Annotated in this window: 14 protein-coding genes; 6 read left to right on the top strand and 8 right to left on the bottom strand. The window is 72.9% G+C overall.

Going from position 1 to position 13,235, the window contains the following annotated elements; all coding sequences use genetic code 11:
* A partial coding sequence (locus E0504_RS46460; protein ID WP_165938845.1) for an FAD-dependent oxidoreductase occupies nt 1–475 on the bottom strand: 475 nt, incomplete at its 3' end.
* A gap of 213 nt (nt 476–688) precedes the next feature.
* Between E0504_RS46460 and E0504_RS46455 the strand changes: the two genes are divergently transcribed.
* Entirely contained in the window at nt 689–1,129 is a 441-nt protein-coding gene (locus E0504_RS46455) for a gamma-glutamylcyclotransferase (RefSeq protein WP_020463372.1), read from the top strand.
* A 39-nt stretch (nt 1,130–1,168) separates the two neighbouring features.
* On the opposite strand, the gene E0504_RS46450 is transcribed toward E0504_RS46455, so the two are convergent.
* The 4 genes from E0504_RS46450 to E0504_RS46435 all read right to left on the bottom strand — a co-directional run bounded on the left by E0504_RS46450 (nt 1,169) and on the right by E0504_RS46435 (nt 6,300).
* Nucleotides 1,169–2,410 carry an amidohydrolase gene (locus E0504_RS46450; protein ID WP_235013830.1) on the bottom strand — a complete coding sequence of 414 codons (1,242 nt, stop codon included), beginning with the start codon at nt 2,408–2,410 and terminating at the stop codon, nt 1,169–1,171.
* Nucleotides 2,411–2,462: 52 nt separating this feature from the next.
* Nucleotides 2,463–3,611, bottom strand: coding sequence for a glutamate--cysteine ligase (locus E0504_RS46445; protein WP_112105615.1), 1,149 nt, complete (start codon nt 3,609–3,611; stop codon nt 2,463–2,465).
* Between the two features lie 269 nt (nt 3,612–3,880).
* Nucleotides 3,881–5,713, bottom strand: a complete 1,833-nt coding sequence (aspS, locus tag E0504_RS46440; protein ID WP_112105616.1) for an aspartate--tRNA ligase — start codon at nt 5,711–5,713, stop codon at nt 3,881–3,883.
* A 173-nt stretch (nt 5,714–5,886) separates the two neighbouring features.
* Entirely contained in the window at nt 5,887–6,300 is a 414-nt protein-coding gene (locus E0504_RS46435; RefSeq protein ID WP_041256640.1) for a hypothetical protein, read from the bottom strand.
* An 85-nt stretch (nt 6,301–6,385) separates the two neighbouring features.
* Between E0504_RS46435 and E0504_RS46430 the strand changes: the two genes are divergently transcribed.
* Nucleotides 6,386–7,201 (top strand): purine-nucleoside phosphorylase, encoded by an 816-nt coding sequence (locus E0504_RS46430; protein ID WP_112105617.1) that lies wholly within the window; start codon nt 6,386–6,388, stop codon nt 7,199–7,201.
* 57 nt (nt 7,202–7,258) lie between these two features.
* Entirely contained in the window at nt 7,259–8,977 is a 1,719-nt protein-coding gene (locus tag E0504_RS46425) for a phospho-sugar mutase (protein WP_165938844.1), read from the top strand.
* A 211-nt stretch (nt 8,978–9,188) separates the two neighbouring features.
* On the opposite strand, the gene upp is transcribed toward E0504_RS46425, so the two are convergent.
* Complete coding sequence (upp, locus tag E0504_RS46420; protein WP_112105619.1) at nt 9,189–9,812, bottom strand: uracil phosphoribosyltransferase; 624 nt, start codon at nt 9,810–9,812, stop codon at nt 9,189–9,191.
* Between the two features lie 50 nt (nt 9,813–9,862).
* Here upp and deoC point away from each other — a divergent pair, with 50 nt between their 5' ends.
* Nucleotides 9,863–10,630, top strand: coding sequence for a deoxyribose-phosphate aldolase (deoC, locus tag E0504_RS46415; protein ID WP_235013832.1), 768 nt, complete (start codon nt 9,863–9,865; stop codon nt 10,628–10,630).
* A gap of 74 nt (nt 10,631–10,704) precedes the next feature.
* On the opposite strand, the gene E0504_RS46410 is transcribed toward deoC, so the two are convergent.
* Entirely contained in the window at nt 10,705–11,145 is a 441-nt protein-coding gene (locus tag E0504_RS46410; protein ID WP_112105621.1) for a DUF5313 family protein, read from the bottom strand.
* 107 nt (nt 11,146–11,252) lie between these two features.
* On the opposite strand from E0504_RS46410, the gene tnpA reads away from it, so the two are divergent.
* Together tnpA and E0504_RS46400 are read left to right on the top strand one after the other, a co-directional pair.
* Nucleotides 11,253–11,603 carry an IS200/IS605 family transposase gene (tnpA, locus tag E0504_RS46405; RefSeq protein WP_235013833.1) on the top strand — a complete coding sequence of 117 codons (351 nt, stop codon included), beginning with the start codon at nt 11,253–11,255 and terminating at the stop codon, nt 11,601–11,603.
* Nucleotides 11,600–12,328 carry an RNA-guided endonuclease TnpB family protein gene (locus tag E0504_RS46400; protein ID WP_112105630.1) on the top strand — a complete coding sequence of 243 codons (729 nt, stop codon included), beginning with the start codon at nt 11,600–11,602 and terminating at the stop codon, nt 12,326–12,328. Before tnpA ends, E0504_RS46400 begins: the two co-directional genes overlap by 4 nt.
* Nucleotides 12,329–12,371: 43 nt before the next feature.
* Here the strand turns inward: E0504_RS46400 and E0504_RS46395 are convergent, their stop codons facing one another.
* The gene (locus E0504_RS46395) at nt 12,372–13,088 is read right to left on the bottom strand and encodes a histidine phosphatase family protein (RefSeq protein WP_112105623.1); all 717 of its coding nucleotides are present in this window, start codon (nt 13,086–13,088) and stop codon (nt 12,372–12,374) included.
* Nucleotides 13,089–13,235 lie beyond the last annotated feature (147 nt).

The following is a 13,235-nucleotide window of genomic DNA, read 5'->3' as shown; positions in this document are numbered from 1 at the left end:
CGGTGGCGACCAGGACGATGTCGCCGACGAACGTCTCGCCGTCGGACGTCTCGACCGCGTGCGGGCCGACCAGGCGTCCGGTGCCGTGCACCACCTCGACCCGCTCCCGCTCCAGGCGGCGCTCGATGTCGGCGGACTGGGCCCGGGCCAGCGCCCGCACCCGTTCGTTGACCTGCTCGGGGTCGACCGTGACCACGTCCGGTGGAGTGAGGTGGGGCAGGCCGGTCAGCTCCCAGCTGCCGACCTCGGCCGAGGGGTCGCCATGTGGGCGCACCCCCAGCGCCGGCGCCATCGCGAAGTTCGTCATCGTCTCCGATGTCGCGATGAGGGTCTTCGACGGCACGCAGTCGGTCAGGACGCACGCCCCGCCGATGCCGTCTGAGTCGATCACGGTCACGGTCGCGCCGAGGGACGCGGCGACCAGGGCCGCCTCGTAGCCGCCGGGTCCGCCGCCAAGGATGACGATGCGCGTCACGTGGGATCCTCCAGAGCTCGTCGTACCTCCCTAGTTTGCCCCTCTTCCGACGTCCCTCTCGTCCCGGTGCGGCGGCCTCCGTAGTATCTTCCACCGACGTCGGACGCCCCCCGTGACGTCGGTCCATCCCCGTGACGCCGGTGGCCGCACCCGGCGTGGAAGCCACCCCCGCGCTCTCGCACCGGGCGGGGGAGATCGGAAGAGACCCCGACGATGACGAAGTACGCCGCCTACGCGAGCAACCTCGATCCGGCGCACATGAAGCAGCGCACGCCGCACTCCCCGGTGATCGGCACCGGGTGGATCAGGGGCTGGCGCCTGACCTTCGGCGGTGAGAACGTCGGCTGGGACGGAGCGCTGGCGACCATCGTCGAGGCGCCCGGCGCCCACGTGTACGTCCTGCTGTACGACCTCGACCGCTACGACCTGGAGCGGCTCGACATCTGGGAGGGCGCCGACACCGGCCTCTACACCCGCATCCGGGTGCGGGTCTCGACCCTGGACGGCGAGAGCCTGGCCTGGACGTACGTGCTGAACACCTACGAGGGCGGGCTGCCGTCGCGCAACTACCTCGACATGATCGCGGACGCGGCGGAGAAGGCCGGCGCCCCCTCCGAGTACGTCACCGAGCTCCGTGGACGTCCGATCGCCTGATCCGGGCCTGCCCGGCCTGCCAGCACCGGACGACCTGGCCTAGGCCAGGTCGTCCGGGCCCACCGGGTCGGCCGAGCGGTCGAGCAGCTCACAGGCGGCGGCGGAGAGGAACCTCACACCGACGCCGACCGCGCGCTCGTCGACGTCGAAACTGCCCTGGTGCAGGTCGTAGGTGGGGCCGCCCGGTGTCCGGGTGCCCAGCCGGGCCAGGCCGCCGGGCACGTGGGTGAGATACCAGCCGAAATCCTCGCCGCCCAGCGACTGGGCGACCGAGGTGGCCGCCCCGTGCCCGAACACCGCGTCGACCACCGCGCCGAACGCGTCGACGACGTCCGCGTGGTTGACCACCGGCGGGACGCCGCGCACGTAGTCGACGGCGATCTGCGCCCCGTACGGGGCGACGAGCTGTTCGGCGAGGTGTTCGACCAGCTCCGGCGCCGCCTCCCAGGTCTCCCGGGACAGCGTGCGGATCGTCCCGCGCAGCTTGCCGGTGCGCGGGATGGCGTTCGTGACGGTGCCCGACTGGATCTGGCCCCAGACCAGCGAGAGCGCGGAGCGCGGGTCGACCCGCCGGGACAGCGCGGCCGGCAGGTCCACGGCCAGTCGGGCGAGGGCGTACACCAGGTCGACGGTGTTCTGCGGCCGTGAGGTGTGCCCGCCCGGCCCGGCCAGGGTGATCTCCACCGCGTCGGCGGCCGAGGTGATCGGGCCGGAGCGCAGCCCGATGGTGCCCACGTCGAGGGCGGGGTCGCAGTGCACGGTGATCGCCGAGGTCACCGGCTTGAGCACGCCGGCGTCGATCACGTCGAGCGCGCCGCCGGGCATGGTCTCCTCCGCCGGCTGGAAGAGCAGCCGCACGGTACCCGGCAACGGGTGCGTCCGGGCGTGCTCGGCGAGCGCCAGACCGGCGCCGAGGGCCACAGTGGTGTGCACGTCGTGCCCGCAGGCGTGGGCGACGCCCGGCACCGTCGACCGGTACGGGACGTCCTTGACGTCGGCGAGTGGCAGCGCGTCCATGTCGGCGCGCAGCATCACCACCGGGCCGCCCGAGTCGACCCCCGCGCCGATGTCGCACCACAGGCCGGGCACGTCGGGGAGCCGCTGCGGGCTCAGGCCGGCGGCCAGCAGCCGTTCCTCCAGGACGCGCGCCGTGCGATGCTCCTGGCGGCCCAGCTCGGGATGGGCGTGCAGGTCACGCCGCAGCGCGATCAGCTCGTCCTCGTGCTCCGCGAGCCAGGCCACCGTGATCGGCATGCCCGCCGCGGCGGTCCTGTGTGTCATGTCCGCTGTCATCTACCGGGCCGGGCCCTCCGCTGTCGCTCCGGCAGGCCGGCTACCCGTGGGTGACCGGTCGCCCCGCGTTCATCTCCGCAAGCAGCGTATCGACCACAGCGGTGAGGTCTCCGCCGGCCCGCCGCGCGGCAAGTTCCTGTCGGGTGTAGCTCGCCCCGGCGGTGAGGATCCGGTCGACGTTGGTGAGCTCGGTTTCACAGCCGAGCCGGCGGGCGACGGGGAGGAGATCCTCGACGAGGTCGGTGATGTCGGTGCGGACCGGGCGCACGGTGCCGCGGTCGTCCACCATGATCTCCGCGTCGAGCCCGTAGCGGGCGGCCCGCCACTTGTTCTCCTGCACCACCCAGCGTTGCGGGGCCGGAAGCCGGTACCCGCGGTCGAGCTGGGTGTTCATCCGGTCGACGATGCACTGCGCGAGCGCGGCGACCGCCCCGACCTCGAGCAGCGTCGGCAGGCCGTCGCAGATGCGCAGCTCGACGGTGCCGAAGTTGGGGTGGGGGCGGATGTCCCACCACACCTCGCGGATCGTCTCGATGGTGCCGGCCGTCACCAGGGTCTCCATGAACCCCTCGAACGCCGCCCAGTCGTGCAGCGGGTAGGGCAGGCCGGCGGTCGGCAGGCTCTCGAACACCCGTGAGCGCGACGACGCGAGCCCCGTGTGCGAGCCGAGCCAGTAGGGCGAGGACGCCGAGAGCGCCAGGAAGTGCGGGACGTAGGACATCAGCGCGTTCACGATGGGCATCGCCTTCTCCGGCGAGCGCACGCCCACGTGGACGTGCACCCCGAAGATGAGCAGCCGCCGGGCCAGCCACTGCATCCGGCCGACCAGGCGGTCGTAGCGGTCGTCCGCGGTGATCTTCTGGGTGGAGTACTCGCTGATCGGGTGGGTGCCGGAGCACATCAGACCGATGCCGCGCCGCTCGGCCAGATCCCGCAGCACCTCGACCGTGCCGAGCAGGTCGGCGGTGGCCTCGGGCACGGTCTGGCACACCCCGGTGATCACTTCGATGGTCGACTCGAAGAGCTCGTGCTTGGCCTTGGCGGCGCCCTCCTCGCCGACCTTGGCCCGCAGGTCCTCGAGGATCTCGGTCGCGCCGCCACGCAGGTGCCGGCTCTGCAGGTCGACGAGTTCCAGCTCCCACTCGATCCCAAGGCTCGAACTCGGCGACGACGAGAAGGGAATGTGCACCGCGGCTCCTCCGGGTGAGCGGGCCCCGCCAGCGGGCGGGCCCGGAACTCGGGCAGCGAGCTCTCCGGGCTGGTTACCCAGATCGCGCGGCCGTACCCCCCGAAGGGACGAAGGCACACCCCTTACGGGTCGTTGGCCACGCGCGCCTCAGTGTCCGGATTTGCTCCGACTGAGAGTTATCTTAGTTTGACTTTTCGTGGCGGCGAGTAGTTCCGCGTGACTGACCGGGATCTCTCCGCCGCGCCGGGGACAGGGGAACCCGGCCGCTGTCAGGATGCCGGGCGGGCGGGCGCGGCGGGAACGGTGGGCGCCGCCGGACCGGGCACGGCGGGGGCGACCACGCGGATACCGAGCTCGCGGAGCTGCCGCTCGTCGATCGTCGTGGGAGCGCCGGTCAGCGGGTCGAGCCCGGACTGGGTCTTCGGGAAGGCGATGACCTCACGGATGTTGTCCTCACCCGCGAGGATGGCGACAAGCCGGTCGATACCGAACGCGAATCCACCGTGCGGCGGGGCGCCGTACCCGAACGGGGTGAGGAAGAACCCGAACCGGGCCTTCGCCTCCTCCGGCGAGATGCCCAGCAGCCCGAAGACGCGCTGCTGCAGCTCGCTCTCGTGGATCCGGATCGACCCCGAGCCCAGCTCCCACCCGTTGAGCACCAGGTCGTAGGCCAGGCTGCGCACCGCCAGCGGCTCGGACTCCATCTTCTCGACGTCGTCGGGATGCGGCCGGGTGAACGGGTGGTGCCCCGGCTTCGGCCGCCCGGTGGCCGCGTCCACGCCGACGAACAGGGGGAAGTCGACCACCCAGGCGAAACGCAGCTCGCCCGCGCCGGCGGGCGGACGCCCGAGGTCGTTGCGCAGCTGGCCGAGCACCTCGCAGGTGGTCTCCCACTCGTCCGCGACGAGCAGCAGCAGGTCGCCCTCCTCGGCCGCGGTCGCCGTGACGATCCCGGTGAGCTCCGCGGGGGAGAGGAACTTCGCGACCGGTGACTCCAGCCCCCCGGCGGCGGCGACGCGCATCCACACCAGGCCCTTCGCGCCCAGCTTCTTGGCGCGGTCGGTGAGGGTGTCGAGCGCCTTGCGGTTGTGCGTGGCCGACCCGCCCGGCACCCGGATGCCCTTGACCGCCGGGGCGCCGGCGAACGCCTTGAAGCCGCTGTCGGCGAAGATCGCGGTGAGCTCGACGAGCTCCATCCCGAACCGCAGGTCGGGCTTGTCGACCCCGAACCGGTTCATCGCGTCATGCCAGGTCAGCCGCTCGATCTCGGGCACGGCGCGCCCGGAGCCCGCCGCGGCCGCGGCGGCGGCCGAGAGCACCGCCGCGGAGACCACATCGAGGATGTCGTCGACGCCGACGAAGCTCATCTCCAGGTCGAGCTGGGTGAACTCGTACTGCCGGTCGGCGCGCAGGTCCTCGTCGCGCAGGCAGCGCGCGAGCTGGAAGTAGCGGTCCATCCCGCCGACCATCAGCAGCTGCTTGAAAAGCTGCGGCGACTGCGGCAGCGCGTAGAAGCTGCCCGGGAACTGCCGGGACGGGACGACGAACTCGCGTGCGCCCTCCGGCGTCGACGGCATCAGCAGCGGCGTCTCCACCTCGACGAACCCACGGTCGGCGAACGCGGTGCGCAGCGCGCCGAGGACCGCCGAGCGGGTGCGCAGGTTACGCTGCATCCGGTCGCGGCGCAGGTCGAGGTACCGGTAGGTGAGCCGGGTGCTCTCCTCGACGGAGTCGGCCCGGTCGTCGAGCGGGAACGGCGGCGGCGCGGCGACCGAGAGCACCTCGACGGCGCAGTCCGTCAGTTCGACCTCGCCGGTGGCCAGGGCCGGGTTCGCGGTGCCCTCCGGGCGGGCGGTGACGGTGCCGGTGATCCGCAGGACGTACTCGGAACGAGCGTCGACCGAGCCGTCGACGACGCACTGGAGCAGGCCCGAGTGGTCGCGCAGGTCGACGAACATCAGCGACTGGCCGTGCTGGCGGCGGTGCGCGACCCACCCGCAGACCGTCACCCGCTGGCCGGCGTTGCCGAGCCCCAGATCACCGCACAGGTGGGTACGCATCGCGGTGCTGTGCGTTCCGGGCGTGCTGGCGGCTGTCGACATGGTCATCCGTCCTGTGTCACCACTTGCTGATGTCACCGCTAGTGCTGATGTCACCAATAGCTGATTTGACTGATGCGACTGATCGGGAGCCGCGTCACGTCGCTGTCGACCCTATCGGACGGCCCTGCCGATGATCGCCGCGTGGGCCGTGGTGGCGGCCGTGGTGGCGGCGCTCAGGTCTGGCGGGGGGTGGGCTCGGCCGGGCGCAGGGCCCTGATGAGGCGTGCCGCCTCAGACCGCATGCGGTTCGGCAGCCGCAGGATCTGTCGTCCGCCGGGGGTCTTCAGCTCGACCACGATCACCTCGCCGTGCCGCAGGCCGCGGGAGGCGGAGACGTCCCGCCGGTCGTAGGAGACGTCGAACCAGTCGCCCTCCCGCGGGAAGGGCGCGACCACCAGCAGCCGCCGCGTGGTCAGCATGATCCAGCGGGACGTGCCGAGGCGATGCCCGACGAAGCGCTCGGCCTTCGCGGTGACTCGCCCGCCACCGGCCGGGTCCGTCATCCGACCGCGCAGCACGACCTCGATGAGCTCTCCGTCCTCAAGCGGCACCCGCGGGGGCTTCCGGACGGAGGGGACGAGGGACACCTCACCAGTGTGCTCCCGAAACGCCAGGCGGGGCCGGGCCGGGGCCACGCGGGAGTGGTATGCCGACGAGTCGTACAGTCGCCTGGTGGCGGACAGCGACATCATCAGCGCCGCCGACGCCGTGGCGTCGGCGGCCTGCCTGGCCGAGCGCACCGGAGCCGACCGGCACGACGTCGCGATCGTCCTCGGGTCCGGCTGGCGGCCCGCGGCGGACGTCCTGGCCGGTCTCGGCACCGACGTCGTGGACGTCGACTTCGCCGACCTGGGCGGCTTCCCCGCCACGGATGTTCCCGGGCACGCGCCCACGGCCCGTTCCATCCTGCTCGGCGGGCGGCGGCTGCTGGTCTTCCTCGGCCGGGTGCACGCCTACGAGGGCCACGACCTCTCCCGGGTCGTGCACACCGTCCGCACCGCGCACGCCGCCGGCGCGGGCACCGTCGTCCTGACGAACGCGGCCGGTGGGCTGCGTTCCGACCTGCACGTGGGCCAACCGGTGCTGGTCGCCGACCACCTCAACCTGACCGGCCGCTCGCCGCTGGTCGGCCCGCTGTTCACCGACCTCACCGACGCCTACTCGCCCCGGTTGCGCGCGCTCGCCCGCACCGTGGAGCCGAGCCTGGTCGAAGGGATCTACGCGGCGCTGCCCGGCCCGCACTTCGAGACACCGGCCGAGATCCGCATGCTGCGCGGGCTCGGTGCCGACCTCGTCGGCATGTCGACGGTGCACGAGACGATCGCCGCCCGGGCGCTCGGCATCGACGTGCTCGCGCTCTCGCTGGTCACGAACCTGGCCGCCGGGATGACCGGCGCGCCACTGGACCACACCGAGGTCCTCGCCGCCGGCGCCGCGGCGGCCGGCCGGATGGGCTCGATGCTCGCCGAGGTCATCACCGCGCTTTGACGAGCCCTGTGAGCGCCGCCTCGTGATGACTGCTCTGTGACGACCGGGGAGGGCGCCGTGACGGCGGAGGTCGGCCGGCTGCCCGAGCCGTTGGCGTCGCGGGTCGCGTCCTGGCTGGCGGCAGACCCCGACCCCGGCGACCGGGCGGAGCTCGCCGGGCTGGTGGCCGCGGGTGACGTCCGCGCCCTCACCGAGCGTTTCGTCGGACCGCTGGCCTTCGGCACCGCCGGGCTGCGCGGGCCGCTGCGGGCCGGGCCGGCCGGGATGAACACCGCCGTGGTGCGGCGGACCACCGCCGGTCTCGGATCCTGGCTGCAACGCCGCGTGACCGGTCCGCCGGTGGTGGTGATCGGCTACGACGCGCGCCGGCGCAGCGACCACTTCGCCCTGGACGCCGCCCGGGTCCTGGCCGGGCAGGGCGCCCGGGCGCTGCTCCTCCCGGGGCCGACGCCGACGCCGGTGCTGGCGTTCGCAGTCCGTCACCTGAGCGCGGTGGCTGGGATCATGATCACGGCGAGTCACAATCCGGCGTCCGACAACGGCTACAAGGTCTACCTCGGCGGTCCCGTGGGTGAGGCGGGGCGGGGCGCCCAGCTCGTCGCCCCGGCCGACACCGAGATCGAGGACGAGATCGCCGCGGTCGGCCCGGCCGCTGCGATCCCGCTCGCCGACGGCTGGACCCGCCTCGACGCCTCGATCGTCACCGCGTACGTCGAGGGCGCGGTGCGCGCGGTCGACACCGCCCCGCCGGTGGACGGGCCGCCGCTCCGGATCGCCTACACGCCGCTGCACGGCGTCGGCGCGGACGTCCTGGAGGCGGTGTTCACCCGGGCCGGCCTGCCCGTGCCGGTGACGGTCGTCGACCAGCGGGAGCCCGATCCCGACTTCCCGACGGCGCCGTTCCCGAATCCGGAGGAGCCCGGAGTGCTCGACGCCGTGCTCGCCCTGGGGGAGCGCGTCGGCGCCGACCTGGTGCTCGCGAACGACCCGGACGCGGACCGGTGCGCCGCGGCCGTCGGCGGCCGGGTGCTGACCGGGGACGAGATCGGGCTGCTGCTCGCCGACCACGTGCTGCGGGCGCGGCCCGGACCGGTCGCGACGACCGTGGTCAGCTCCTCGGCCCTGGTGGAGCTCGCCCGCGACCACGGCGTGCCCTGCACCCGGACCCTGACCGGCTTCAAGTGGATCATGCGTGCCGATCCCGGCCTCGTGTTCGGCTACGAGGAGGCCCTCGGCTACGCCGTGGCCCCCGACCTGGTGCGGGACAAGGACGGCATCACCGCCGCGCTGGCCCTCGCGCGGGCCGCGCAGCGCGAGAAACGCGCCGGGCGCACCCTGCTGGACGTCCTCGACGACCTGCACCGCCGCATCGGCGTGTTCGCCACCGGCCAGGTGTCCGTCCGCCTCGACGATCTCGCGGCCGTCGCCGCGGCGATGCGCCGGCTGCGGACGTCCCCGCCCGACCGCGTCGCCGGCCGTCCCGTGACCGCCGTCCGGGACCTGCTCACCGGCGCGGTGGACGGTCCTGACGGGCTCGCCGGCCTGCCGCCCGCGGACGTCCTGCTCCTCGAACTGGACGGCGGAGCCCGGGTCGTCGCCCGCCCCAGCGGCACCGAGCCCAAGCTCAAGATCTATCTGCAGGCCGTCACGGACCGCGAAACCGTGGCGGCGATCGGCCCGGCCGCCGCGCGCCGCCACGCCCGGACCGAGCTGGACGCGCTGCGCGACGGTGCCGCCGCCCTGATGGGAGTCCCCGGGCCTGCGGGCTGCCCGTGACCCGTGGTGGCCGCGTCGTCGAGCGCGCGGCGTGCGCGGAAGCACCGGCGTCCCCGGAGACGGTCGGAAACGATGGATATTCACGCAGGCCAGGCCTTGTGCGCTCTGCCCGAGTAACTGCGGCGGTCGAGTGACAGCCAGGACTCTCTGAGCCGCCACACATCACCGGGTGGTGGGACCTGGCATGCATGGTCCCGTGCCCGGCTCCGGGCTAGACGGCGCCGTAGATCCGGTCGCCGGCGTCGCCGAGCCCCGGAACGATGTAGGCGGTGTCGTTCAGCTTCTCGTCCACCACGGCGGTGACCACGCTGACGTCCAGGCCGCTGCCCTCCAGCGCGGCGACCCCCTCGGGTGCGGCGACGACGGAGACCACGACGATGCCGGTGGCGCCCCGGGAGTTGAGCAGCCGCAGCGCGTGCAGCGCGGAGCCGCCGGTCGCCAGCATCGGGTCGAGCAGGAACACCGGCCGCCCCGCCAGGTCCGCCGGCACCGACTCGAGGTAGACCCGGGGCTCGAAGGTCGTCTCGTCGCGGGAGAGGCCGATGAACGCCGACCGCGCGTCCGGCATCAGGGTGAGCGCGGCCGGCAGCATGCCGAGACCGGCCCGCAGCACGGGCACGACCACCGGCTCGGCCGCGAGCACCACCCCGGCGGTGGTCGCCAGCGGCGTCGTCACCGAGACGGGCATCGTCGGCAGCTCGCGGGTCGCCTCGTAGACGAGCATCGTCGACAGGTCGTGCAGGGCGGCGCGGAAGGCGGCGCGTGCCGTGCGCTCGTCCCGCAGGACGGTGAGCGCGGTCGCTGCCAGCGGATGATCGACGACCTGAACCTGCACGGTTGGCTCCTACCGGGACACTCGAGAACCCACACTGCGCATGGGCGATGATGCAAGGTATGACAACGGCTCCCGCCGGACCCGACCGTCCCGCGCCGGGCGCCGACTCCGACGCCGCCGGGCGTCGGGTCGCGCCCCGCCGCGCCGAGCTCGCGCGCATGATCGACCACACCCTGCTGCGCCCCGAGGCGACCGGCGAGGAGATCGTCAACCTCTGCGCGGACGCGGCGAAACTCGGCGTCGGCACCGTCTGCGTCGCCCCGACCCACGTCTTCCTCGCCGCCGCCAGCGCCCGCCAGGACGGCAAGGACGCCGATCCGTCGTTCGCGGTCGCCTCGGTCGTCGGCTTCCCGCACGGGACACACCTCACGGTGATCAAGGCCGAGGAGGCCCGGCGCGCGGTGGCCGACGGCGCGACCGAGATCGACATGGTCGTCGACATCGCGAACATCATGGACGAGAACTGGCGCGCCATCGAGACCGAGATCACCGAGGTGCGACTGTCCGTCCCGCCGCACGTGATCCTCAAGGTGATCCTCGAGACGGCCCTGCTCCCGGACGAGAGCATCACGGCGGCCTGCCGGGCCGCGGAGGACGGCGGCGCCGAGTTCGTGAAGACCTCGACCGGCTTCAGCCCGGCCGGCGGCGCCTCGCTGCGCGCGGTGCGGGCGATGGTCGCCGCGGTCGGCGGCCGGCTGGGCGTCAAGGCCTCCGGCGGCATCCGCACCGCGGAGCAGGCCCTGGCCTTCGTCGACGCCGGCGCCACCCGCCTGGGCCTCTCCGCGACCAAGGACATCCTCGCCGACGTCCCGGCCTGACCCCGCCGTCGGCCCGGGGCTCGGCGGCGCTCGCTCGGCGCCCGCCCGGGGCGGGGCTCGTCCGGAGCTAGGAGCTAGTCCTCGGAGACGGTGAAGACGGGCGGGAAGCCGTGTTGCTCCAGGCGGCGGTTGCGGAAGAAGCCGCTGGTGGCGAAGCCGAGGCCGATCCCCGAGAGCAGGAGGAACACGACGAGGGTGAGCCGCACGCTCACCTGGCCGGGCAGCAGCGCGAACACGATCGCGAACGGCACCATGAGCAGGAACGGGCGCAGCGCCTGGCGGACCCGCCAGCCCGGGCCGGTCAGGTCGTTCGAGATCCAGTCGTTGTAGCGGGGCGGGAGCGTCCCGCCGATCAGGTAGTGCAGCCGCCCCGCCAGCGGGGGAGTCTCCCGGTCGCGGGGCGGGGAGACCGCCCCGGCGCCGGCGGGCTCCGGCTCCGGGCCGCCGGGCCGGGCCTGGGCCGCGTCCCCGGCGGGTGGGGTCTCGGTTGCGGGGTGCTCTCCCTGGCCGTCCATCAGGCGCTCCGGAGGGGGCTGGTGCTTTCAGGTGTCAGGGGGGTCGGGTACGGACCACAGCCCTGATAGTGCGGCACTGGCATACTTGGATCATGGTTCGGTGGGTGATGGTGGGCGCGGGTGGAGTCTATGACCTCGGGTACCACGTCGTGGGGTGCTCGAAGTACCGCCGTCGCGTGCTTGCCGGGTCGGTCATCACGTTGGATGTCATGCCCGACCATGTGTACCTGTCCGTCAGGGCTCACTCGAAGCACTCCCTATCGTATGTCGCCAACCAGCTCAAGGGTTTCTCCTCGTATGTGCTGCGTGCGGGGTTCGGGCACCTGCGGTCCGGGCTTCCCATCCTGTGGTCACGGTCGTATGTCGTGGCCGCTGTCGGTGTGGTGTCCGTGGACACGGTCCGTCGATATGTCGACACCCGGTACGAGTGGCCGTGGGGCACGGAGTACGCCTGGTGAGGCGGGCTTTCAAGTTCCTGCTCCGCCCGACCGCCCGGCAGGCCGCGGCGCTGAGTGTGATGCTTGGCGACCATCGGGCGCCGTACAACGCCGCGTTGCAGGAACGCCGCGACGCCTGGCGTCACCCGTCGAAGACCATGATCCGCTACGGTGACCAGTCCGCCCAGTTGAAGGAGATCCGCGCCTGTGACCCGGATCAGGGCCGCTGGTCGTTCTCCTCGCAGCAGGCCACCCTGCGCCGGAAGGCGGTCGCCAAGGTCGCGGCGCTGCACGGCGCGGTGCGCCGCCAGCGGCTCGATCTTGCCCACAAGGTGGCCGTCGGGCTGGTCCGTGAGCATGATCTGATCGCCGTCGAGGCGCTGCGGGTCACCAACATGACCCGCAGGGCCAGACCGAAGCCCGACCCTGACCAGTCGGGGGCGTTCCTCCCGAACGGTCAGGCCGCCAAGTCCGGGCTGAACAAGTCGATCCTTGACGCGGGATGGGGGGTGTTCCTCGCTGTGCTGCGCGCCAAGGCTGAAAGTGCCGGACGGGTGGTCGTCGAGGTCAACCCTGCCAACACCTCCCGCACGTGTGCGGTCTGCGGGCACTGCCACGCCGACAACCGCAGGACACAGGCCGCGTTCACCTGTGTCGCCTGCGGGCATGCCGCGCACGCCGACGTGAACGCGGCGGTCAACATCCTTCGGGTCGGGCTGGCCCGTCAGGCCGACGAAGCGGCCTGAGAAGCCGACGGCTCCAACCGTCGGAGGAGTCACGGGCTAGAGCCTACGGACGGCCCGGTGGCCGCCGTACGTCACGCCGCGCCCGGATGGCGGGCTCGACCTCCCGGTCGGGTAGCCCGAGGGCCAGATGCGCGGTGGAGTTGTGCCACACCAGATGCCACCGGGGCGGGCCGGTTTCCGAGGCGCGGTGGGACCACCAGGTGATGGACGCGTGCGCCAGCACGAACGCGGCCCGCGGGTCGGGGCCGTTCGGGAGCCCGAGCATTGTCGCGTGCGCCACCTCGACGGTCGCCGCGTGCGTGATGAGCAGGGCTCGCTGGCCGCGGTGGCGCTCCACCATGTGCCGCAGGCCGGCGGCGGCCCGGTCGACGAAGTGGTTCCAGCTTTCCGCGCCGGGGGCGACCGGGTCGTCGGGACGGTCCGCGGGGGTGCCGCCGAACGTGGTCCAGATGTCGGCCCAGGGCTGGCCGTCGGCGCTGCCGTGGCAGGGCTCGGTCAGCCGGGACTCGAGGATCACCGGCATCCGCAGCCTGCCGGCGATGATCTCCGCTGTCTCCCGGACCCGGCGGCGTGGGTCGGCGTACACCGCGTCCACCCGGCGCTCCGTGGTGTGCATGACTGTCAGCCGGCGGGCGGCTCGTTCCGCCTGGGAACGTCCTCGCCTGGTCAGACCGGTGCAGCCGAGATCGCCGCCGGCGATGCCCGCGGTGTCGCAGTGTGCTTCGCCGTGCCGGACCAGCAGCAGATCGGTGTCGGGCATGCGCGTCTCCTCGCGCCAGGGCGGCAGAACCCGCGGCCATGACAACGGCCCGGATCGCCGCGCGCGAGCCGTCTGGCGCCCCGCGACGTCGCTGATCGGACGGCATCGTCCTCACCTGGACCTGTGCCTAGAGCGCCGGTCAGGTAG

The organism is Parafrankia sp. BMG5.11 (genome assembly GCF_004337455.1).
This window is presented reverse-complemented; position numbering and strand designations above follow the sequence as displayed.